This is a genomic window from Candidatus Saccharimonadales bacterium (assembly GCA_035457485.1).
Lineage (GTDB): Bacteria > Patescibacteriota > Saccharimonadia > Saccharimonadales > EFPC-124 > DATIBO01.
On sequence record DATIBO010000006.1, the window covers coordinates 246370 to 269576 of the forward strand.

Here is a 23207-nt window from a genome sequence, read left to right on the forward strand (position 1 = left end):
TACTAACCCCATGATTGCACATGTTTCTGGGGAGATTGTAGAAAAAACAAATAATTCATTAATTATCGATGTAGGCGGAATTGGCTACGAGATTCAGGTTGCTAGTACAGATTTTGAGTCTGTTAAAAATGGTGATCGCGTCAAGTTCTATACGCACGACCATCTGCGCGAAAATGCGCATGAGCTGTTCGGATTTTCGCAACTGGCGGCTAAGCGACTTTTCGAAATGTTAATTTCAGTTTCGGGGGTTGGTCCAAAAATGGCGCTTGCCATTTTGAGTTTGGGCGATATCGAGGCTACGCGAAGTGCGATTGCTAACGCAGACAGCTCATTTGTCCAGCGCGCAAGTGGCGTGGGTAAGCGTTTGGCTGAGCGTATAACGGTTGATTTGCGCGATAAAGTTGGCGCACCCAGCATGGCTTCGGCTACGCTTACAGCTTCGGCTGGCGACGATGCCCTAGATGCGCTTTTAGCTTTAGGCTATGGCTTACAGGAGTCAAGTGAGGCTTTGCAGGGAGTTGATTCTTCGCTAGACGTTCAGTCAAGGATTAAAATTGCACTGAAGGCTATTACTATCTGAGCTAGAGCGCGGAGTTAAACTCTTAGTTTAGGGTATATTAAAGAGCCGGTTTCGCGTTTAACCCCAAAAAGTGCAATAATGATCATGATGATCGACCGAATTGTAGATACCTCAGCCGAAGAAACTCCCGAAGAGCAGATTTTTGAAAACAGCCTGCGACCAAAAGATTTTAAAAGTTACATCGGCCAAGAGCGCCTAAAAACTAACTTAAAATTAGCGATAGACGCCGCAAAAAAACGTGGCGAACCTATTGATCATGTACTTTTATATGGTCCACCAGGTTTAGGCAAAACCACAATGGCTGCTGTAATCGCCAACGAAATGGGCAGCAACATCAGAGTTACTAGCGGTCCTGCCGTGGAACGTGCTGGTGACCTGGCAAGTTTGTTAACTAATTTGCAAGACGGTGATATTTTATTTATTGATGAAATCCACAGATTGAATCGTGTCGTGGAAGAAGTTCTGTATAGCGCGATGGAAGATTTTAAGCTAGATATTATGCTTGGCAAGGGTCCGAGTGCGCGCAGTTTACGCTTGGATTTGCCCAAGTTTACGGTTATTGGGGCAACCACCCGAACTGGTAATTTGGCGGCACCCTTGCGTGATCGCTTTGGATTGATCCATAGGCTTGAATTTTATAAACCTAACGAAGTTGCACAGATTATTACTCGTTCAGCTGAGATCCTAAATGTAAAAATCGGCAAAAACGCCGCCGATGAACTAGCCAAAAGGTCACGTTTAACTCCGCGAATTGCTAATCGCTTGCTAAAACGAGTGCGTGATTTTGCAGACGTAAATGGTGATGGAATAATAGATGACGATATTGCAACCAAAGCCCTGAAGCTTTTAGAGGTTGACGAGCTTGGGCTTGATCCAGCTGACAGATTGCTGCTAGAAAAGATTATTGAAAATTTTGCTGGTGGTCCGGTTGGTGTAGAAACCCTAGCAGCTATAACGGGCGATGAGCGCAGTACGATAGAGGATTTTTACGAACCCTACCTAATGCAGATCGGACTTCTTGAGCGTACACCACGTGGCCGCAAAGTGACGCTTAGGGCATATACTCATCTGGGGAAGACCCCTGTAAGTAACCAAATAGAACTGGTATAATGTAAGTAAATGAAGAATCAAACACAGCATCACACTCGCGACCTAGCAACAGGGCACTCCTCTGTTCATCCGCATGGGAGTTATAAGCCGGCCCCACCTTTAAGCGGAACGGGTCAGGCCGACAAGCCTGAGGATTCGCTTGCGTCGGAGATTCAAGCTAAGCACGAGGAGTCAAAAAAACGCTATCCAGAACTCTCGCTTTCGCGCAACGAGTATGTGATTGAGTCGATTCGTCGTCACCCAATCGGCTTGGTTTCGATCTGGGCTTTGGTTATATTTTTGGTTTTAATTGCATTGTTCGGCTTGGTGCTTTATGAATTTAGCCGCCCGACTCTTTCGGAGTCTTTTGCAATGTACGGTCAGCTTCCAACTGCTATGTCGCTGTTCCCAGGGGTACTATTGTTAGATGCCTTCTTTGTTTTGGGTGGAGTGATTTCTACTATCGTCTATAACGGCAACCGTTTTTATCTTACAAACGAAAGTATTTTCCAGCATGTGCAAAGCAGCCTATTCTCCACTCGAATGCAGGTAGTTAACCTCATAAATGTCGAAGATGCCAGCAATGATCAAAAAGGTATTTTGCAACAGGTCTTAAACTACGGAACCCTGCGGCTCTCTACTCAAGGCGAAGAAACAACCTATCACTTTTATTACGTAGCCAACCCTAAACGAGTTGTGGGAGTTGTTAACGAAGCGGCAGAAAGAGCCGTTATGCGACTTGAAGGTATACCTGTTAACGAGCGTTAATTGCGGCTGATCTTTACAAAGTTGGCTTCGTTGTCTAGTAGGGCGACTAACGTATATCCCCTACATTTTCCCTCGACATTGCAGCCATACGGTTCATAGCGTAATGTACTGGTTGCTTCGGTTATCGGAATGCCAGCGGGATCGGTTAAAAGACTCGGAGTTAGTCCTTTGAACTGTTCTAGGGTTATTACTTCTGGGTAGAAGCCGTAGGTTGGGTAGTAAATAGCTTCTAGGTTGTGATACAGGGTATTGGCAGTAGTTTTGCGCTGAGTATCGAGATTGGCGGTTACTAGATCTCGCTTTTGAAAGTAGAAAAAAGCGCCTGCTGCAACAATAACAACGATTGCGATTATAATTTCTAGTGCGGTAAAACCATTTTGATTTTTCATATTTGCTCCTATTTAATTCTAATGCATGTAGGGTCAAACGCAAAAATGTAGATAACAGATTTAAAAAGATTTTGTTTTTAGGGCCAGCTGTGTTTATAATGCAGCAATGAAAGAGAGAGGGTAAAATGGCAGATTCGACTAAGAAAACTGACTCCAATAAAAAAACTGATGAAGGTAAAATTAAGGCGCTTGGCCTTGCAATGGAGCAGATTGAAAAACAATTTGGCACTGGTGCAATTATGCGTTTGGGAGAACATCAGTTAGCTGATGTTGAATTTATTCAATCTGGCGCGCTCAGTTTGGATTTGGCCTTAGGTGGCGGTTATCCAAAGGGTCGTATTATTGAGATCTTTGGTCCAGAGAGCTCGGGTAAAACTACTTTAACGCTACATGCGATCGCCGAGGTTCAAAAGGCTGGTGGAACAGCAGCTTTTATCGATGCCGAGCATGCGCTTGACCCAAGTTACGCACGAAAATTAGGAGTAGACACCGATAACCTATTAATCAGCCAGCCGGATAACGGTGAGCAGGCGCTGGAGATCGTTGATACTCTGGTTCACAGTAACGCGGTAGACCTAATTGTGGTGGATTCCGTTGCAGCGCTAACCCCACAAGCCGAAATTGAAGGCGACATGGGCGATAGTCATATGGGCTTGCAGGCACGATTAATGAGTCAGGCGTTACGCAAATTAACTGGAATTATAAACAAAAGCAAAGCCACGGTTATATTTTTGAACCAGATCCGCATGAAGATTGGGGTAATGTTTGGTAACCCAGAAACTACAACCGGCGGTAACGCTCTTAAGTTCTATGCATCGGTTCGCTTAGACATTCGAAGAACCGGTCAAATCAAAACTGGTGAGGATGTAATTGGTAACCGCACAAAGGTTAAAGTTGTCAAAAACAAGGTTGCTCCACCTTTCCGTAATGCTGAGTTCGACATTATGTACGGTGGCGGAATTAGTACAACAGGCGACGTTCTTGATTTAGCTGTTCAACATGGCGTAGTAGATAAAGCTGGCGCCTGGTTTGCCTATAAAGATGGCAAAATTGGCCAAGGCCGCGAGGCTGCAAAAGCTTACTTAAAAGAAAATCCTAAGGTTTTGGCCGAGATAGATAAAACCGTTCGCGCAAAAGTAGCAACCGAGGAAGTTTAGCTTGGTTCAGGCTCATTCTGCTGGCCGGGACGAGCCTGTTACTAAAAAAATAACGGGTCTAAAAGTACAGGTCAAAAATCTTGAGCGGGTCTCGGTATTTGTTGATGGCAAGTATAGTTTTTCGCTTAACCAGAACCAGCTTTTGGATTTAAAATTACGAGTCGGGCTGGAGGTTACCGACCAGGAAATTGAGAATTTTAAACGAGCCAGTGACTTCGGTAAAAATTATGAGCGTGCGTTGATTTATGTAATGATTCGACCACGATCTACTAAAGAAGTTCGCGATTACTTTAAGCGCAAAAAGGTTGATCATAACGACGCAGAATTAATAATCGATAAGCTTAAGGCTAAGCGATACTTGAGTGATGAAAACTTTGCCCGATCATGGATTGAAAACCGAAACTTAGGTAAAAAAACCAGCGCTCGCAAGCTAAAAATGGAGCTAAAGCAAAAAGGCTTGAGCGAATCCTTAATTAACGAGGCGTTAAGCACTAGTAACTTTAGTGAAGACGATGCCCTGAAAAACTTAATTGCAAAAAAACGAAAAAATGTAAAGTTTGCGGCTGATCCGCAAAAGTTAATGCAATATTTAGCCCGCCAAGGGTTCGGGTTTGATGAAATAAAACAAGCTATGTTTCAGGACTAGTTTACTCCTGATTGTGTGCTACGTCGGGCTGCGGACGACCCCTAAAAGACGAGTCAATTATGTGACGGGCGCCAAGTGCACCTTCCTTTACTGATGCAGATTTAACAACTATGGCGTTGTCGTTAATTTCTATAATTTGCGAACGGTCAATTATATGTTCTGTTGTGTGTAATGCCTGAAAAAATCCAGGCTGGACATGAATCTTAATAATAAAAAATGTATTAGTCTCGATAGAGTAGCTAGATACTTTGCCAATTTTCTTACCAGAATCGTCAATCACCTTCATGCCAACAAGGTTAAAGTCAAAATCAATAATTTGCTGGAGCCTGACAAGGTCTTCAGGCGACATAATATCTTCGGCGCTGTCAACAATCATGCCCATGCTGCTGACTTCGCGGATATCATCCGTGTGCAGGACGGCAGGGTCGATATCTAGATTGGGTCCTTCGCAGTAGTAGGCGATAACATGAAGTTGACGAGGGTCGACAATCGCTTTGGCAAGTGTAGCCAGTTTACGACCGGTCTGGAGACTTACGACTGGCATCGTTAGGATTTTATCATTTAGCAATAACATAATTTGATTATACTTTAATCCACCCTGTTAAAGCCATTAGCGTTATGTGGTTATTTTTTATACAATATAAGTAATCATGGGTGTTTTGGATTCCAAATTAGATTTGATTATAAAAAAGTCGCACAAAATTGGTAGCGAATATGAAACTGCTGCCGAAGATTCGCCTATCGCTGACGCTGCGAATTTAATTTTAGAGTATGGAATAAAAGCTCGCGCATCCGATATTCATCTTGAACCGCGCGAAGATGCTTTGGTGGTTCGATTTCGCGTTGATGGTATTTTGCAGTCAGACGATAAACTGCCAAAAAACTTGTCTGCGCCAATTGCGCTTCATATCAAAAATCTTTGCAACCTAAAAACTACAGAAAACCGAGTTCCGCAAAATGGCATGTTTAGGTTTGTGGCAGCGGGCAAAGTGTACACGCTTAAGGTTTCAACCCTGCCAATCCAAGATGGCGAGAAGCTTGTTGTAAAAGTTTTGGACGAATCCAAAAAGGACCTTAGTCTGCAGCAGCTTGGTTTTTGGGGTCATAGTCTAAAATCGCTTAATGCTGCGATTAAACAATCACGCGGACTAGTAATCATTTCAGGTCCAACCGATTCCGGAAAGACTGCAACTTTGTACCAAATTTTGAATTCTCTGAATAACCCTGACGTGTGCATTTCCACTATCGAAGACCCCGTGGAATACAAGATTAGTAGCATCAATCAGAGCCAAGTTAATTTAAAAGCGGATGTAACTATGGCCGATGGGTTGTGCGCTCTTCTTAGGCAAGATGCAAATATTGTGATGGTGGGAGATATTCGTGACTATGAAACGGCTGATTTAACTACTCATGCAGCATTAACTGGTCGTTTGGTTTTTGCGGCAATCAACTCGGTAAAAGCCAGCGACTACTTTGCGCGAATGTCTGCTATGGGAGTAGAACCTTACTTGACGGCGAGCGTCACAAGAACAGTTGTAAACCAGCACTTAATTCGAAAACTTTGTCCAGATTGCAAAAAATCTTATAAACCGAACAAAGCCGAGTATCAAGCGGTTATGGCGGCTCTGTGCATAGATGCCAATTTAGAATCGACTCAGATTGAGCAATTAGAATCCATGGCGATCGACCAAGGTGTGGGCGCTGATTCTGGTAAAACTGCCTCTTTTACGAATGGCGTAATAACTAAAATGTGGCGCGCAAAAGGTTGCGATGCATGTGGACATTCTGGGTACAAAGGACGAACCACTGTTAACGAGGTCTTAGTAAACTCTGAATCAATCCAACATCTTGTAATGTGCAAGGCGCCAACGAATGAAATCCGGGCTGAAGCCAAAAAAGAAGGCATGGTAACTCTTAAAATGGATGCATTTGTAAAGGCCTTACGAGGCGAGACCAGCGTAGATGAATTGTTGAAGCTAGCGCGCGTATTAAATTGACAACGAATACGCTTATGATTGATAATTTAATTATACATTCTTATTAATTAGGGGGCCTCATGCTTCAAAAAGCGTTACAAAAAGGTTTTACAATAGTCGAGCTTCTGATTGTTGTTGTAGTTGTTGGGGTGCTAGCATTCTTAGTGTTTAATGCTTTTTCTACGGTTCAAAATCGTTCCGATGATTCCCAGCGACAGACTGACATAACGGCGCTTGCGACTCAGCTTGAAGTTTACTATCGAGCCAATAATACGTATCCTGCTTTTAGCCAGATAGATTCTACAGAAAAAGCTGTAGTGCTTTTGCCTGATTTAAACCCAGATAACTTGAATGCGCCTGGCCAAGGTTATAGTCTGCAAGGAAACGCAAGTACAAATAAAAATCAGTACGGATACGTAACCAACCCGGCCAATTGTAACGGAACTGCCGAGAACCCCTGTACAAGTTTTGTCTTGAGCTTTACAAAAGTTAGCCCGTCTTCGGGTGAAACGAATCCGATTCTTAAAAATAGCCTAAATTAATTTTGCCCACATCTGTTATAATATTTGCAAATGATTAAGATTAATTGCAAAGATGTTGAACAAACCAAAAAGCTCGGCGCGGCTATTGGGCGGGTTTTGCGTGGAGGTGAGGTATTTGAGCTTAAAAGTGATCTTGGTGGTGGCAAGACGACTTTTACTAAAGGCTTGGCTGTCGGCATGGGTGTGGCAGATGTAGTTCAGAGCCCGACTTTTACGATTAGCTTTATCCATAAAGCGGCGCGCGATTTAGAGCTTCATCACTTTGACTTTTACCGATTGCAAGACGCTGGCATAATGAACGAAGAGCTCAAAGAATCTTTGAACCAACCTAATACTGTTGTTGTGATCGAGTGGGGTGATATTGTTCATAAAATTTTGCCAGGCGATTTGATCAGTGTGACTTTGCGTGTTCAAAATGACGAGAGTCGTGATATCGAGTTTGAAATCCCAGAAAATTTTGATTACATAACTAATGCGGTAAAAAAGTTTAACAATGATTCTCACAATTAAAACAGACAGTCCTACAGCTGAACTTACTATTTTTAGCAATGGCAAAAGAACAGATGAATATATCTGGGAAGCCAATCGCGAACTTGCACGTGATCTGCTTAAAAAAATCCAAGAACTTTTACGTAAAAATAACGCAGACTTTAATGATTTAACAGGACTTGTGGTTTACAGTGGTCCAGGGTCGTTTACTGGTTTACGAATCGGACTTACCGTTGCGAACACGATCGCCTATGGTCAGAACATTCCAATAGTTGGTTCAACTGGCGACGACTGGCTGCAGGATGGTTTGCAAAAGATTGCATCTGGGCAAAACGATAAAGTTTCAATGCCTTATTACGGGGCTGAAGCAAATATTACTGCGCCTAAAAAATAGAATCGACGGTTATTTGGACAAATTTGACGTAAATTATCCAACAAGCGTACAATAAAAACAGGTTTTAATTTGTGAACCAACTGACCGATTTCAATAACTTTTTATATTTTCAGAATTCCAGAACCGCTTGGCATGTTGTGCCATGCGTGCAAGCTTTGTCAAACGGTGGCTGAGAAAGGATAACATTATGGAGCTAGGAATAATCTTAGCCGCTGTAATCGGCGCTGCGGCCGGTGCGGGCGGTTTGTTTGTTGTTAACCAAAAGCAAGGCGCTGCTGGCGCGGCAAGGGCTGATAAAATTCTAGCAGAGGCTAAAAGCGCCGCAAAAAAGATCGAACTCGAAGCTAAAGACAAAGCTTTAGAGATTACCAACGAGGCCACCAAAGAAGAACAAAAGCGTCGCAAGGACTTAACTGCCGTAGAGTCGCGCATGGCCGAGCGTGAAACCTCGCTTGATAAAAAGCTAGAAGAACTCGACAAGCGCAGCGAAAAGCTTCGTAAAGAAGAGGGCGAAGTTGATGATTTGAAGAATGAAATTCGTGAAATTCGCAAAAAACAACTAGAAAAGCTAGAGAAAGTCGCCGGTCTGACTAAAAGCGATGCCGCCGACAAACTTATGCAAATGACCGAAAAAGATATCCAAAAAGATCTCGTTGGATTGGTTAGCAAGTTGCAAAATGACGCCGTAAAAGACGCCGAAGAGCAAGCCCAGACAATTTTGGTTAGCGCTATGGAGCGAATGGCGAGCGAAGTTACGAGCGAAAAAACTGTTACTGCGATCAGACTTGAAGATGAAGAGATGAAAGGCCGGATTATCGGTAAAGAAGGTCGTAATATTCAAGCTTTGCAGCGTGAAACTGGCGTAGATATTTTGGTGGACGATACGCCCGGCATGATTGTGCTTAGTAGTTTCGATCCGATTCGTCGTCAAGTTGCGCGAATTGCACTCGAAATGCTGATGAAAGATGGCCGAATTCACCCTGCGCGAATTGAAGAAGTTGTGGCGAAAGCTCAAAAACAGATCGACAAAGAGATTCTTCAGGCTGGTGAGGATGCAGTTCGTGAAGTTGGAGTGGTTGGGCTTGTTCCAAAAGAGATGGTCCATTTGCTTGGTGAACTAAAATTCCGTACAAGTTATGGGCAGAACGTGCTTAAGCATTCTACCGAAATGGCACACATTGGCGGACTGATTGCCCAGGAAATTGGTGCGAATGTGCGGAATGTTAAAGTCGCAGCTTTGTTGCATGATGTGGGTAAGGCGTTAACTCACAAAATTGAGGGTAAGCACCATCATATTAGCGCCGAAATGGCGCGCAAATATGGAATGCCAGATGATATAGTCCATGCAATTGAAGCTCATCACGACGACATAGAGGCGACTACACCCGAAGCTTTGGTTGTTCGTGTGGTTGACGCGCTCAGCGCTGCTCGCCCTGGTGCGCGAAACATTAGTGCCGAGAACTTTGCCGAACGAATGCGCGAACTTGAAAACGTTGCAAAAAGCTTTGACGGAATTGAAAAAGCGTATGCAATTAGTGCTGGTCGTGAAGTCCGCGTGATTGTAAGGCCGCAAAGAATCGATGATTTGGGCGCGATTAAACTTGGTCGTGATATTGCCACAAAAATCGAAAGTACTATGCAGTACCCTGGAACGATAAAAGTTACAGTTATCCGCGAGACTCGCGCAATAGAATATGCTAAGTAGGCCCAGCTAGGCAAAGGAGTGCCTAGGACACGATTGAATATCTTGAACTTAGTTAAAATAACTATACATTCATGGAATATTGTGCCATAATCTGTATATGGCAGACTTCTCTTACGATACTGTCCGTAGAGCTGCACAAGAGGCTGTGAGTAACTTGCAGTCGAGTCTTAACGAAGTCCGCGACAACGTTCATAACTGGCGTAACGATTCTAGGACTAGTGATGTACAGATTAGAATTCAAAACGTCGAACGATCTTTAAATGAGCTTAGCCCAATTGTTCAGAGAATGGAAACGTTGATGCAGCAGATGTATCAACAAAACTATACTCAAGAACAATGGCGTAATCAGTTTGATGCACAGCGTTTTCATCAGCGAGTTGTAAACATAGAAAAGTATGCAATGGACGTAAATCGTTACTTGCAAGAAATCCATAAACAGATGGGCAGGCTGCTTGATTCAAGTGATCAGCGTGTACAATAAAACAGATGAATATTCTTTACTTAGGTGATATTATGGGCCGCCCTGGGCGCGATGTTGTTAAAAAGCTTTTACCAGGTTTGCGTCGCAAATTTAACGTTGATTTGGTGATTGCTCAGGCTGAAAATGTGAGCCACGGTAAAGGCATGACATTTGGCCACATGCTCGAGCTTAAAGAGCAGGGCGTAGATGTTTTTACTGGCGGAAACCACTCGCCCGAACGCCCGGCCTCGATCACCATGTTTGAAGACCCCAATCAACCCGTGCTTGCACCTATTAATCAGCCTGGCGTAAAGCCGGAGTGGGGCGTAAAAAATGTACAAACTAAACTCGGGGCGGTTCAGGTTATAAGCTTGCTCGGAACTACCTTTCCTAACCTGAAAGAACCGATCGGGAATCCGCTAAAAGCGATAGATGAAGTTTTGCAAAATACTAAAGATCAAAAATTCGCCGCTCGAATTGTGAATTTTCATGGTGATTTTTCGAGCGAGAAAAAAGTAGTAGGCTATTATTTAGATGGTCGCGTTAGCGCCGTAATTGGCGATCACTGGCATATACCAACAGCTGACGCCATGGTCCTGCCAAAAGGTACGGCTCATATAACAGATGTTGGAATGTGCGGAACTTTATTAACAAGCCTAGGCGTAAGTACCGAGATAATTGTAAAACGTTGGCGCGATGGCGCAAAAAATAAAAACGACATTGCCGAGCACGGACCTTTTCAGTTGAATGCGGTTTTGGTTGAGGTTGGTAAGAGCGGGTTGGCCAAGAGGATAGAGCAAGTTAATTTGGTTAAAAAAGAATTATAAGAAGTATTTCTGTTTTTCGGAACTTAGCTGCTGTTGTCAACAAACCATTTCTAAATTGGTAAGAGGGTTTATGTGCGGTCACGCTCGCTGTTCCGATTGCAAGTTATGGTTATCTCGATGGAAACGGACCGATCTGTGAAAAAAGAACTCCATAAAGAGTTCTTATAAACGATGATTTCGTACCTGGTCGGGGTGAAAGGACTCGAACCTTCGACCTCACGGTCCCAAACCGCGCGCGCTACCAACTGCGCCACACCCCGAGATGTGACAAACGTTATTATACCTTAAGTTTGCAATTGCCTCAAGACTAATAACATCTTTAACTTTGTGGCAGATTACCCTACAATTTAGCTTATGGTTATTTCACATGCGCAGACTGACGAACCCGATACTCAGCAGGAACTTACTAGCTTTGTAAAAATATTTTCGCTACTTGGTTTGATTGTGCTGGTTTTGTTTGGTGCTCAAAGCATTGCGTTTGAAGGCGACTACAGGGTAGGGTATTTTGAATTTATAGCCGGACTTATAATGGGGCTAAACTTTATTACCTTAAAAATTACCAAAAACGTTAATGTTGCGCGCAATGTATTGCTGAGTGTATTGCTAGCAATTTTAATGATGATGCTTACGACTGGTGGCCTTCAGGGTACTGGTCTTTATTGGTTTTATATTTTTCCGGTAACGGCATTTTTTGTTTCGGGCAAACCACGTGGAATAATCTGGGTTGCAATTTTATATTTGTTTACTCTTGTAGTTTTGGGTTTGGATGCGGCTAAAGTTTTAAGTATTCCGTTTAGCGCGATGCAAGTAGTGCAAATGCTGATAATTTTGTTTATTGTGTCGTTCGCTATTTATGTTTATCAGCAGGTTCGCGAAACGGCAACATCTGCTTCTAAACGCAATAAAGAGGATCTTCAGACTGAACGAGTAAGAGTCGATGCTGTTGTAGAGAACATAGCCGAGGGTGTAGTTTCTTTGGACGTTGATGGTCGTGTTAATTTTATGAATCGCGCCGCCGAAGATATGTTAGGTTGGTGGCAGCATGACTTGCAAGGTAAAAAGTTTGTGAACGTTGTCAAAACGCAAAACGAGAACGGCAAAGAAGTTAAGATGGACGAATGGCCACTTGGTGCAAACAAAAAAGATAAAAAATCTACAGTTTTAAATTACATAAAAAAAGACGGAACAAAGTCATTACTTTTAGCAAACGGCTCGCCTATCATGCGTGAAGGCGAGTGTGTGGGCTACGTTGCTAGCTTGCGTGACGTAGCAGAGGAGCGTGCGATTGAACGCGCAAAAAGCGAGTTTATGACCGTGGCGTCGCACCAGTTAAGGACGCCGATCTCGGCGATATCGTGGTTTAGTGAAATGTTGCTTAATGGCGACGCTGGAAAACTAAACGATGAGCAAGAACAAGATGTTACGCAGATTCATCAGAGCACGCAGCGAATGGCGCGTTTGGTTGGGGATATGTTAATTGTAGCGAGACTGGAATTAAATAATCTTCCGGTTGTGCCGCAAGCAATTAACCTGCCGGTGATGTTGCGTAAAGTTGTGAGGGAGCAGCTGGAGGGTATACCAGAAGGTCGACTGCCGAAGATAAAAGAGCATTTTGATCAAAACATATCAGACATTTATGTTGATCCTGAGATTGTAAAAATAATCTTACATAACCTAGTTGGAAATGCCGTAAAGTACACCCCCAAAGGAGGTGATGTGTCGATCGAAGTGATTGGCAGTGGTAATGAACCTGACAGCAAACTGACGATTATAGTGAGCGATAGCGGTTACGGAATTCCAAAAGCGCAGCAAGCCAAAATTTTTACCCGATTCTTTAGGGCTGAAAACATTCGCGATAAAGATACCGACGGAACTGGGCTAGGTCTTTTTATTGTAAAATCGCTGCTAGACTACATCGGAGGTGATATATCGTTCACATCCGAAGAAAACCAGGGTACGATTTTTGTAGTGCATTTGCCCTATACCAAAACTATGAGTGGTAAAAAATGAAACTTGTAACCAGGGTAGCAATAATAATTGCATTGGTGGCTGTACCGGCTGCAATCATTGCCTTCTCTTTTGTCTATAATTTACTTCGCAACGAAATTATAAATCCATCAAAAAACGATCAGCTGACACTCACTAAAAATAATTTAAATACAGTAGATAGATTTTTAGAGGAGCGTCAGGTTAGCATTGCGATTTTAGCTGATTCGCAAATTGCTTTAAATTTGGCCAACAATCCCAGTTCGACGCCAGATCTACAGGCGGCTACAAAAACCCTGTCAAGTTTCGTTGAAGGTACAGGTTACTGGGACTCGGTTGTGATGGTTTCGGGGAATGACCAGATCTTGGCATCGAGTTCAGCCGACAACTCCGAAATAGAGCAGACACTTAAACAGAATCAAGCGGTTGTCACTAAGGCGCTCGGTGGTGATACTACTTATAGTAATGAGTTTGTTGATCCCTCGGGAGACCAAACTATGATTTTTGCTTCACCGGTTCAAAATGGAACTGCGGTTATTGGGTTTATAAAATGGCGGGCAATTAGCGATGTTTTAGCGAGCCTGCCCGGTAATTTAATTGGATTATTTAATAGCGAGGGTAAGATGATCGGGTCGAGCGACCCCGAAGAAATCGTTGTACCTACGGCAGTAACGACCGCTGGTCAATCCAAAGAGGGTATCGAGGTGGAAACTTTAGATAATGAACAATTCATAGTTTCTTATACTTCGGAAACTGGATATAAAAACTACGCTGGGAACAATTGGATCATGACAATTTCCCGGCCGGCCGCCGAGGTCTATACTGTTGCCGAACGTTTGCCTCGCGCTCTGATTGTTTCGTTCAGTCTTTCAACGCTGGGAGTGATGATCTTGCTCACTTTGTTTATTGCACGCTTGCTGCGCCCGATAAATAATATGACTACTACGGCTAACAAGATTGCCCTCGGTGACCTAACTCAGCGAGTACAGATTAGGTCTAGTGATGAATTTGGTCAACTTGGAAAGGCCTTTAATAACATGGCTGATCGGTTGCAGTTAATCTACAAAAACCTGGAGAGCAAAGTTCAGGAGCGAACTAACCAGTTAGCCCAAAAAGTTGATGAAGTAGAGCGTGAGAGAGCTAAAGATGAGGCGATTCTTTCGAGCATTGGTGAAGGTATGATCGCGGTGAATGCGGACGGAACTGTCGCGATAGTTAATCGTGTAGCTACACAAATGTTGATGCTTGATGAAAATCAGGTAATCGGTAAACCTGTTTTACAGGTTATGAAACTTTTGACCGGGGTTGGCCTACCAGTAATAGACAAAGAATCTCCAGTTGCACTTGCACTTCAAACTGGCAAAATGTCAGACGGTGTTTTTGGGATGCAAGACGAGCAAGGCAAGCGGCAGATTGCAATTGTTGCGAACCCAATTTTTCAGGACCGTAAGATTATCGGCGCCATTATGATTTTCCATGACGTTACAAAAGAGCGCGAAATTGATCGAATGAAAACAGAATTTATTTCGCTGGCGTCACATCAGCTGCGAACACCGCTTTCGGCGATTAAGTGGTTTAGTGAAATGTTGATTAGTGGCGATGCAGGCAAACTTACCGAAGATCAAACAGAGTTTGCAAAAAATATTTATGCTTCAACCGAACGTATGATTGAGCTTGTAAACTCGCTTCTTAACATTTCTAGGATTGAATCGGGCAGAATTATAGTTGATCCTAAGCCAACTGATCTTAAAGAGTTGGTAAATGGAATCGTTCAGGACCTTAAAGAGAAGCTGGAGCAAAAGCAGCAAACCTTAATAATTAGCGTTCACGAAGATTTAGGTAAGATTAATCTAGACCCTCGCTTGATTAGTCAGGTGTACTTAAACTTCCTGACTAACGCAATCAAATACACGCCCAAAGGCGGCGAGATATCGGTGTTTATTTCACGCAAGGGCGATGAAGTGGTATCGCAAGTTGCTGATAACGGCTACGGAATTCCAAAGGCTCAGCAAAATCGTGTATTTAATAAGTTCTTTAGGGCTGAAAACATTGTTAAAGTTGAAACTGAGGGCACCGGGCTTGGACTTTATCTCGTTAAGGCCATAGTGGAATCTTCGGGCGGTAAAGTATGGTTCAGGAGTGAAGAGGGCAAGGGCACTAGCTTCTGGTTTAGTCTTCCAATCACAGGAATGAAGGCTCGTGCTGGCGAAGTCTCGCTTGACGCATAAACGTAGCTTAGATGATAGTTAAAAAAGTTTATGGTAAAGTATAAGTATGTCAAAGCAACATCCAACAATAATGGTAGTAGAGGACGAAGCACTTTTACTACAGGCTATTACTAAAAAGATTAAGTTATCTGGTTTAGAGGTTGTATCTTGTTCGACTGGCAAGCAAGCAATGGATTATCTTGAGAGTATGGACGAGCTGCCAGACGCCGTTTGGTTGGACTATTACCTTAAGGACATGAATGGGTTGGCGTTCATGGAAGAATTAAAAAACAACCCAAAATGGAATCATATCCCTGTGGTTGTCGTGAGTAATTCGGCTAGTCCAGACAAAGTCCACAACATGCTCGGCCTTGGCGTTAAAAAGTATGTTCTAAAGGCCGAGTATAGGCTCGATGAGATAATTGATATGCTAAAAGAATTGATTGTTAATGGTAAAAACGATAACCCTTCGGAGTGGCAACATGGCCAAAGTTCTAGTAGTTGAAGATGATCGATTTTTGACAAGCGCCTACAAAGCCAAGCTGGTTAGAAGCGGTTTTGACGTCCAGATTGCGTCCGATGGCGAAGAAGCGCTCGAGATTCTGAAAACCTTTGTACCCGATATAATTCTACTTGACCTTGTCATGCCGCGAAAAGATGGATTTGCAACCCTGGCCGAAATTAAACAACAAGAAGCTCTTAAAAATATTCCAGTAATTGTAGCGTCTAACCTTGGTCAAAAAGAAGACTTAGACAGAGCGATGTCGCTTGGTGCACAAGATTACATTATTAAGAGTGATTTGTCGATGGATGCGTTGATCGGCAAAATCAACGAAACGATTAAGGCATAACTTGACCTGAGGGTGGCATGGGAATAGATGACGAACAGTTATACAAACTGCTTGCTGAGCTCGACTACCTTTCTGTCGATGATTTAAACAAGGCTCGTGATTTAGCTAAGACCGAGGCTAAGAGCTTATATGACGTGCTTTTAGATCGCGATTTGGTCTCGGATGAGAATCTAGGTAAACTAATTGCTTACTCGCTAAAATTGCCGTTCGTGACTTTGTCGCAATCTACAATCCCTGAGGATGTTTTAAAAATCACCCCCGAACAAGTTGCCAGTAAGTTTAAGGTCATCACTTTTGGTATAGATGATAAGGGCTTAAAAATTGCCACATCCAACCATTTGCAGCCAGATTTGTTCCCTATGTTGGCTAAAAAGGCTGGTCAAAAAAGTTACCGAGTATTTTTTGCGACCGAGCGTGATATCGAGTCAGCTCTGCGACTTTATAAAAAAGATTTAACGCGAGTTTTCGAAGGCCTACTGCCAAAAGGTGCTGCGCTCAGCGAAGTCCCGGTTGCTAAAATTGTAGACACAATTATTGAGTATGCAAACTTCAACAAAGCCTCGGACGTTCATATCGAACCAACCAGAGGATACAGTCAGATCCGTTTTAGAATTGATGGAATCTTGCATGATGTTGTGCGACTTCCAAAAATGCTTCACGACCAGCTGGTTACCAGAATAAAAGTCATGGCGCGTCTTAGGACAGACGAGCATTTGAGCGCTCAAGACGGTCGAATGCGGGTTTTGATCCAGGGCAAAACAGATGAGGATGTAGATGTACGTGTATCGATTGTGCCAATTACTAGTGGCGAAAAGGTAGTTTTACGTTTGTTGTCGTCGCACAATCGACAGTTTGGTTTGGCTGACTTGGGTATGAGTGAGTCGAATCTAAAAAAGATCCAAAACGGATTTTTAAGGCCATATGGAATGGTGCTTTCAACCGGCCCAACTGGCTCGGGTAAGACTACTACAATGTACGCCATTTTAAAGATTTTAAATACTCGCGATAAAAACATTGCAACTATTGAAGATCCGGTTGAGTACGAAATCGCCGGCCTCAACCAAATTCAGGTTAATGCCAAAACTGGGCTTACGTTTGCTAACGGACTTAGGTCCATATTGCGTCAAGACCCAGATGTGATGTTCGTAGGTGAGATTCGCGATGAAGACACGGCTAGTATTGCAATAAACTCGGCGATGACGGGCCACTTAGTGCTTTCGACTTTACACACCAACGATGCCGTAACTGCTCTGCCGCGCTTAATCGATATGAAAGTTGAGCCTTTTTTGGTGGCTTCCACAGTTAACGTTATAGTTGGTCAGCGCTTGGTGCGAAAAATTTGCAATACCTGTAAAGTCAGTCAAGAAATAGTCCGAACACCAACTGGCTTAAAAGGCGACACTAAGCTTGCCGCTCAGATTGTTACGCTTAATCCACGATTAGTTAATAAATATTTTGGTACAGGCAATATCCGTGTTTATAGGGGAAAGGGCTGTCAGGTTTGTAATAACACTGGTTTTATTGGTCGCGTAGGAATTTTTGAAGTTTTAGTTGTTACCCCTAAGATTCAGGAGCTAATAAGTAAAAAATCTAACTCAGAAGTAATTTTCCAGCAGGCAGTGGCTGAAGGAATGGAAACTATGATGGAAGATGGACTAAGTAAAGTCCAAAGTGGGCTCACAACAATTGAAGAAGTTTTGAGGGTAACGAGGGATTAAAATGACAAACCCAAGGCTAAGGGCGCGTGATCGCCTAAACTTAATTACAAATCTGGCTACAATGTTGTCGGCTGGGATTCCGATTTTGGAAGCGGTAGATACGCTGTTGGTCGAAAGTAAAGGTTCGAGCAAAGAGGTTCTAACCTTGATCCGTAAGGGCCTGGAACAGGGTAAGCCAATTTCCGAATCTATGAAAGCGGCGCCGTTGGCGTTTGACCCGGTAACAGTTAACATCGTTCGAGCCAGCGAAGAGGCTGGGACGCTTGATCAGGCCCTTACGGATCTACAGGCGACAATTAAAAAAGATATCGATTTCACTGATCGGCTGAAAGCTAGTTTGATTTACCCAGTATTTGTAATCGGGGTGTTTTTGGGTGTTTTGATTCTAATTTTAACTTTTGTGATTCCGCGTGTTTCTAAAGTTTTTGACGGCTTGCGCATAACTTTGCCGCCAACCACCAAGGCGTTAATTGGTTTGTCGGAATTTGTCTTGGCTAATTACATCTTTATTTTTATCGCGATCGCGCTTATTGGCGTGGGAATCTTTATGCTCATTAGGTTTAAGCGTCGCCAAGTTGTAAATGTGCTTTTGTCGTTGCCTTTTTTAGACAACTTAGGTCGTCAAATTGATCTAGCTAGATTTACGAGGACACTCAAACTGCAGCTAAAGGCTGGATTGCCGCTGTCAGAGGCGTTGGAGCTCAGTCGTGGTGTGGTTTCAAAAAAAGAGATTGAATCGGCGATTATAAGTATGAAGCGTGCAGTTGATAACGGTGAGCCAATTTCCGAAGGCCTAAAACATTATAAAAAAGTTGTGCCTTCGGTGATGATTAGAATTTTACAAACTGCCGAAAAAAGTGGAACGCTAGAGAAAACTATGCAAGATTTGGCCGACTATTTTGATGAGCAGGTTACTCGAACTCTAAAAAATGTCAGTGAGCTAATTGAGCCCGTCCTGATAGTAGTAATCGGCTTATTGATTGGCGGAATGATGCTTTCGATTATCGCGCCGATTTACGGATTAATCAGCCAACTTGGCGGACGTTAAATGGCGGGTCGTGCTGGATTCACGATGGTTGAGGTTGTAGTAGTTATGGCGCTACTGGCTATTTTAGTCGGCTTAGCCGCAGTTAATATTATCGGTAGTCAGCGGCAAATTGTTTCGGATTCGGCGGTAAATATGTTGATCGCCGACCTAAGATCGCAGCAAATTAAATCAATGATGGGCGATGACGACGGTGGATCGACTGCACAGTCCTACGGTGTTTTGTTCGAAGCAAACAGCTATACGCTTTTTTCTGGATCATCTTACTCGCCCAGCAATCCCACTAATTTTCAGGTTCAAGTTGAGGGTCTTAGCCTAAGTTCGACATTTCCGTCGAATACTTTAATTTTTGCAAAAGCTTCGGGCGAGGTTTCGGGATACAACGCCAGTCAAGACACAATAACTTTCACGAATTCGGTTGGTGATCAAACTGTTGTTGAGGTAAACCTGTACGGAGTTGCAAATGAACTTTAAGCAGCGCGGACAAACGCTTGTTGAGCTTTTGGTGGTGATTGGAATTATGGCTATCATGCTGCCAGCGCTCGCTACGGCTATGGTCGCGTCTCGTGAGGGTAGGGTTCAGGAGTCTGCGCGTTTGCAAGCAGCATCATTTTTAAATGAATCGCAATCTGCGGTTCAGGTCGTTCGCGACGCTGGTTGGCAGCAGTTTGCCGTAAATGGGACGTACCATCCTGTGGTTAGCGGAACAACCTGGGGGTTGAGTGCTAATGCAGAAGTCGTTGACGGATTTACTAGAAGTGTCCAGATTTCTGACGCTCAGCGTGACACAAACGGGGCGATCGTTGAAGCTGGTGGAACCGTTGATCCCTCTACTAAAAAAGTCACATACACAGTTTCTTGGAATACACCGATTGCAAGTACGCTCTCTAGTACTGCCTATTTTCAACGATATGAGGGGAATGCTTCCTGGACTCAGACTACCGAGGTGGAGTTTAATACTGGAACGAAAAGCTCAACTACTGTCGATGCGACTGGTGGAGGACAGGTGTCGTTGTCTACGGGGGGATCATCTATAAATTTCGTACAGAGCGCGGTCGCCACCCCAGAGGATAATTTTGACTATTTACTAAGTAAAAGTTTTAGTACTAATGTAACAGCGGGCAACGCGATCATAGTGGCTTTCTCTTGGGATCCGGCGAATGGCCCGATTGCATCGTGTTCGGACGACCGTAGTAACACCTATGGAACTGCAGTTATGATCGAAGATACAACCATGCAACAATCAATTGGGATATGCTACGCATTAAATGTTACGGGCGGCGCCACTACTATTTCGGCTAACTTTAGTACGCCGGCTGGATTTAGGAGAATGGTAATAACTGAGTACAGTGGAGTTGCTTCGACCGATGCTCTTGACGTAGTGGCGAGCGCAACTGGCGCGGCAAGCACTGCTACCGATGCTGTGAGCTCAACCGCAGCTACAACCACGATGGCTAACGAACTTGTCTTTGGTGCGGTTATGGACACAGAGGGTCAGACTACTATAAATCCGGGTACGGGCTTTACTCAACGTAACTACTCTAATAACAAGGATCTTGCCGTTCAGGATAAAAACCAGGCTACGGCGGCTTCGGTGAGTTCAACTCAGACATTTGGAACCACGCATAGATACGCTGCGGCGATGGCGGTATTTAGGCCGAGCTATACCAGTACAGCTAACTGGACGCCGTTAACGCAAGTTAGTACGTACGATGTTCCATCAAGTATTACAGATGCGACTAGAGTTTTTGTAGATCAAGATAGAGCTTACTTGGTATATGGTTCTACTCTAAGAACTTTTAGCGTCACTAATCCTTCGTCGCCAATTTCATTAGGCACGTACACCGCACCAGGTATTATTAACGATGTTTTTGTTAAAGACAAATATGCATACTTAGCCACGACGGCCAATTCGGCTGAGCTTATAATGGTCAGGCTTACTGATCCGGTATTTCCGGTAGCGGTTGCTTCGGTGGATCTGGCTGGGACCCACGATGGTCGCTCGGTCTTTGTCGCCGACAACAAAGCCTATGTAGCTAGGGTTGAAAATGCAACCGCAGGGCAGGATGAATTTTTTATAGTAAATGTTCCTACGCCAGATTCTCCTTCGGTGGCCGGGTCGGTTAACCTGACAGGTAACACGAACGATTTGTTTGTTTCGGGTAACTTTGCTTACCTCGCTACAGCAAACTTAGTCGGCGACTTAACAGCTATAAATGTCACGAACTCAGCTTCTCCTACAGTTGCTGGAATGTATGACGCCGCAGGTTCGGGTGCTGGGCGTGGTGTTTTTGCAATCGGCACCACTGTGTATTTTGTTAAAGACCAGGCTAGTGGTGGGCCGGAATTTTATATTTTTAACGCCACCAACCCGGCAAGCATTTCGGTCGTGGGTTCGTATGAAGCGGGTGCAACTCTTCAGAGTGTTTTTGTAAGTGGAAACCGAGCGTTTATTGCTGGGGCAATTGCGAGCGCGCATTTAAGGGTACTTAATATTTCGACACCGTCATCGCCGACCGTTTATAGCAGTTTGAACATGAATGCTACAATTAACGACGTTTTTGTAAATGGAAACTATGCCTATATGGCTTCGACCTCTGACACGGCCGAACTTGCCATAGCTAGAGGAGTAATTTCGCGAACACCGACTGGTGGCGGGGGCGGTTATCAATCTGCGGGAACATTTGAATCTGCTAGTTTTGATGCAGGATCAACTGTGGCATTCAACAATATAATATTTACCATAAACGAGCCGGCAAGTACCGATGTTAGATTTCAGGTTGCAACAAACACTAACAATAGTACTTGGAATTTTGTTGGTCCAGATGGAACCTCGGGTACGTACTATAGCGCAAATTCACCGATTCTTTTTGGCACGAGCGGCAGGTATATTAGGTATAAGGCAACGTTAACCGGACCCGGATCAAGTACGCCAACGATAAGTGATGTATCGATAAACTATTCACCATGAAAAATATATTTGATAAAGCCGGCTTTACCTTAGTAGAACTCATAATCGTTATGGGAATTACGTCGATTTTTGTGGTAGTACTAACTGATATTTTCGTAAGTTTGACAGCCGCTAAGCTAGAATCGGAGGCGACTGCGGCGGTCGTTGAAGATGGAAGATTTATTTTAGCTCGCCTAACCTACGATGTAGAGAGATCAACAACAATCACCACACCTTTAATATTGGGTAGCAGCGGATCGACGCTGGTTTTAAATATAGGAGGCACAAGCCATACTTATGCACTCTCCGGTGAAAATCTAACATTAAACAATTCATCAACAACTAGCAATTTAAATAGCAACCGAACCGCAATTTCGGGAATTACTTTTCAAAAACTTGGCAACTCAGGTACACAAACAGTTAGGGTAACATTTACTGTAACCGGACAGGCGGTCAACCAAGCGCCCATTTCGCAAACATTTTCAACAACGGTGGCAAAGCCATGACCCAAAACAGAGAATCTGGTCAAACGCTGATAGTTTTACTGGCATTTATGACGATGGCTATAACTTTAACCTCGGCAGCCGTTGTAGTCACCGTTGCAAGCATAAGGGCCACATCTGTGTATTCGGCTGGACAAAATGCATTAAGTTTGGCGGAATCTGGAGCTGACAATGCCATTATGAGACTTATTCGGGATGCAAGTTATAGCGGCGAAACGCTCACTTTGCCAGAAGGAGTTGCTATAATAAGCGTAACCGGTTCGGCACCCACAAAAACAATCATCTCCGAAGGTGTGGTTGGGGATTACCGCCGAAAAATTCAGGTTGTAGTCAATCAGTCGAATAATGCGGTTAGCGTAACTAGCTGGAGCGAAGTCCCGTAAATGTTTTTCTCTAAAAAACCACAAATAGTAGTGTACCTGAGGCGTGATAGCCTTGACGTTTTTGGTAAGTCGGCTGCCAAGTTTGTATTCCCGGATGGATTGGTTCAAAATCTTGAGGTTGAAGATAGTCACTTGCTCCATGATCAAACGCTGCAGTTTTTGACGAGTCAGCAAATTGTAAAAGAATCAGGGATTTTACTCTTGGACGATAGTGTGGTTTTTCAAAAGGTTATGCCCGTAAGTGCCAACTCTAATATAAAAGCTTTGCAGGATGATTATGCTCAGCGTACGCCTTTCGACCCGTCTGGCGTAGTGGTTGTAGGCTTGTTGGCGCGCGAGCAGCTGATACTGATTGCGGCAAACAAGAATTTTTTCATGCCAATTGTGGCAGCATTCTCAGATTATGGATCTAGGATTAACTCAGTATCTCCCGCAGGGCTTTTTGGTAAAGGCGTGATAACCCAAGATTCAGCCGAAACAATTTTGGCAAACGCAAAAAATGCAGAAAAGGCTAATTTTTTACAAATATAGTTACCAAAAAT

25 protein-coding genes and 1 tRNA gene are annotated in these 23207 nt (G+C 43.7%); 23 read left to right on the top strand and 3 right to left on the bottom strand.

Features of this window, described 5'->3' with window-relative positions; translation table 11 throughout:
* Positions 1 to 10: 10 nt before the first annotated feature.
* The 3 genes from ruvA to VLA77_01420 all read left to right on the top strand — a co-directional run bounded on the left by ruvA (position 11) and on the right by VLA77_01420 (position 2437).
* Complete coding sequence (gene ruvA, locus VLA77_01410) at positions 11 to 580, top strand: Holliday junction branch migration protein RuvA (GenBank protein HSE29225.1); 570 nt, start codon at positions 11 to 13, stop codon at positions 578 to 580.
* Positions 581 to 667: 87 nt separating this feature from the next.
* Positions 668 to 1690 (top strand): Holliday junction branch migration DNA helicase RuvB, encoded by a 1023-nt coding sequence (ruvB, locus tag VLA77_01415; GenBank protein ID HSE29226.1) that lies wholly within the window; start codon positions 668 to 670, stop codon positions 1688 to 1690.
* 9 nt (positions 1691 to 1699) lie between these two features.
* On the top strand, positions 1700 to 2437 hold the full coding sequence (locus VLA77_01420; protein HSE29227.1) for a hypothetical protein: 738 nt from the start codon (positions 1700 to 1702) through the stop codon (positions 2435 to 2437).
* Here VLA77_01420 and VLA77_01425 read toward each other — a convergent pair.
* Positions 2434 to 2826, bottom strand: coding sequence for a prepilin-type N-terminal cleavage/methylation domain-containing protein (locus VLA77_01425; protein HSE29228.1), 393 nt, complete (start codon positions 2824 to 2826; stop codon positions 2434 to 2436). The two genes, VLA77_01420 and VLA77_01425, sit on opposite strands and share 4 nt — an antisense overlap.
* Before the next feature lie 125 nt (positions 2827 to 2951).
* On the opposite strand from VLA77_01425, the gene recA reads away from it, so the two are divergent.
* Positions 2952 to 3983, top strand: a complete 1032-nt coding sequence (gene recA / locus VLA77_01430) for a recombinase RecA (protein ID HSE29229.1) — start codon at positions 2952 to 2954, stop codon at positions 3981 to 3983.
* Position 3984: 1 nt separating this feature from the next.
* Positions 3985 to 4629, top strand: a complete 645-nt coding sequence (locus VLA77_01435) for a RecX family transcriptional regulator (GenBank protein ID HSE29230.1) — start codon at positions 3985 to 3987, stop codon at positions 4627 to 4629.
* Between the two features lies 1 nt (position 4630).
* Here the strand turns inward: VLA77_01435 and VLA77_01440 are convergent, their stop codons facing one another.
* The gene (locus VLA77_01440; GenBank protein ID HSE29231.1) at positions 4631 to 5203 is read right to left on the bottom strand and encodes a PRC-barrel domain-containing protein; all 573 of its coding nucleotides are present in this window, start codon (positions 5201 to 5203) and stop codon (positions 4631 to 4633) included.
* 76 nt (positions 5204 to 5279) lie between these two features.
* On the opposite strand from VLA77_01440, the gene VLA77_01445 reads away from it, so the two are divergent.
* The 7 genes from VLA77_01445 (at position 5280) to VLA77_01475 (ending at position 11022) form a co-directional block, all read left to right on the top strand.
* Positions 5280 to 6626 (top strand): GspE/PulE family protein, encoded by a 1347-nt coding sequence (locus VLA77_01445; protein ID HSE29232.1) that lies wholly within the window; start codon positions 5280 to 5282, stop codon positions 6624 to 6626.
* Between the two features lie 59 nt (positions 6627 to 6685).
* Complete coding sequence (locus tag VLA77_01450; GenBank protein ID HSE29233.1) at positions 6686 to 7147, top strand: prepilin-type N-terminal cleavage/methylation domain-containing protein; 462 nt, start codon at positions 6686 to 6688, stop codon at positions 7145 to 7147.
* 30 nt (positions 7148 to 7177) lie between these two features.
* On the top strand, positions 7178 to 7657 hold the full coding sequence (gene tsaE / locus VLA77_01455) for a tRNA (adenosine(37)-N6)-threonylcarbamoyltransferase complex ATPase subunit type 1 TsaE (GenBank protein HSE29234.1): 480 nt from the start codon (positions 7178 to 7180) through the stop codon (positions 7655 to 7657).
* Positions 7641 to 8030 carry a tRNA (adenosine(37)-N6)-threonylcarbamoyltransferase complex dimerization subunit type 1 TsaB gene (gene tsaB, locus VLA77_01460; protein HSE29235.1) on the top strand — a complete coding sequence of 130 codons (390 nt, stop codon included), beginning with the start codon at positions 7641 to 7643 and terminating at the stop codon, positions 8028 to 8030. Before tsaE ends, tsaB begins: the two co-directional genes overlap by 17 nt.
* A gap of 187 nt (positions 8031 to 8217) precedes the next feature.
* Complete coding sequence (rny, locus tag VLA77_01465) at positions 8218 to 9735, top strand: ribonuclease Y (protein ID HSE29236.1); 1518 nt, start codon at positions 8218 to 8220, stop codon at positions 9733 to 9735.
* Between the two features lie 97 nt (positions 9736 to 9832).
* Entirely contained in the window at positions 9833 to 10216 is a 384-nt protein-coding gene (locus tag VLA77_01470; GenBank protein HSE29237.1) for a hypothetical protein, read from the top strand.
* Between the two features lie 5 nt (positions 10217 to 10221).
* Positions 10222 to 11022 carry a TIGR00282 family metallophosphoesterase gene (locus tag VLA77_01475; protein ID HSE29238.1) on the top strand — a complete coding sequence of 267 codons (801 nt, stop codon included), beginning with the start codon at positions 10222 to 10224 and terminating at the stop codon, positions 11020 to 11022.
* A gap of 184 nt (positions 11023 to 11206) precedes the next feature.
* Here VLA77_01475 and VLA77_01480 read toward each other — a convergent pair.
* A tRNA-Pro gene (locus tag VLA77_01480) sits at positions 11207 to 11282 on the bottom strand.
* 94 nt (positions 11283 to 11376) lie between these two features.
* On the opposite strand from VLA77_01480, the gene VLA77_01485 reads away from it, so the two are divergent.
* From VLA77_01485 to VLA77_01535, 11 genes are read left to right on the top strand one after another with little or no spacing between them, the layout of a single operon-like run.
* Positions 11377 to 13032 (top strand): ATP-binding protein, encoded by a 1656-nt coding sequence (locus VLA77_01485; GenBank protein HSE29239.1) that lies wholly within the window; start codon positions 11377 to 11379, stop codon positions 13030 to 13032.
* Positions 13029 to 15236 (top strand): ATP-binding protein, encoded by a 2208-nt coding sequence (locus tag VLA77_01490; GenBank protein HSE29240.1) that lies wholly within the window; start codon positions 13029 to 13031, stop codon positions 15234 to 15236. The genes VLA77_01485 and VLA77_01490 overlap by 4 nt, the downstream gene beginning before the upstream one ends.
* A gap of 46 nt (positions 15237 to 15282) precedes the next feature.
* On the top strand, positions 15283 to 15720 hold the full coding sequence (locus VLA77_01495; GenBank protein ID HSE29241.1) for a response regulator: 438 nt from the start codon (positions 15283 to 15285) through the stop codon (positions 15718 to 15720).
* Entirely contained in the window at positions 15698 to 16066 is a 369-nt protein-coding gene (locus tag VLA77_01500) for a response regulator (GenBank protein ID HSE29242.1), read from the top strand. The genes VLA77_01495 and VLA77_01500 overlap by 23 nt, the downstream gene beginning before the upstream one ends.
* A gap of 17 nt (positions 16067 to 16083) precedes the next feature.
* Positions 16084 to 17784: a GspE/PulE family protein gene (locus VLA77_01505; protein ID HSE29243.1), complete on the top strand. Its 1701-nt coding sequence runs from the start codon at positions 16084 to 16086 to the stop codon at positions 17782 to 17784.
* A gap of 1 nt (position 17785) precedes the next feature.
* Positions 17786 to 18832: a type II secretion system F family protein gene (locus VLA77_01510; GenBank protein ID HSE29244.1), complete on the top strand. Its 1047-nt coding sequence runs from the start codon at positions 17786 to 17788 to the stop codon at positions 18830 to 18832.
* Positions 18833 to 19303, top strand: coding sequence for a type II secretion system protein (locus tag VLA77_01515; protein HSE29245.1), 471 nt, complete (start codon positions 18833 to 18835; stop codon positions 19301 to 19303).
* On the top strand, positions 19293 to 21800 hold the full coding sequence (locus tag VLA77_01520) for a prepilin-type N-terminal cleavage/methylation domain-containing protein (GenBank protein ID HSE29246.1): 2508 nt from the start codon (positions 19293 to 19295) through the stop codon (positions 21798 to 21800). The genes VLA77_01515 and VLA77_01520 overlap by 11 nt, the downstream gene beginning before the upstream one ends.
* On the top strand, positions 21797 to 22285 hold the full coding sequence (locus tag VLA77_01525; protein HSE29247.1) for a type II secretion system protein: 489 nt from the start codon (positions 21797 to 21799) through the stop codon (positions 22283 to 22285). The genes VLA77_01520 and VLA77_01525 overlap by 4 nt, the downstream gene beginning before the upstream one ends.
* On the top strand, positions 22282 to 22665 hold the full coding sequence (locus tag VLA77_01530; protein ID HSE29248.1) for a hypothetical protein: 384 nt from the start codon (positions 22282 to 22284) through the stop codon (positions 22663 to 22665). Before VLA77_01525 ends, VLA77_01530 begins: the two co-directional genes overlap by 4 nt.
* Complete coding sequence (locus VLA77_01535; protein ID HSE29249.1) at positions 22666 to 23196, top strand: hypothetical protein; 531 nt, start codon at positions 22666 to 22668, stop codon at positions 23194 to 23196.
* Positions 23197 to 23207 lie beyond the last annotated feature (11 nt).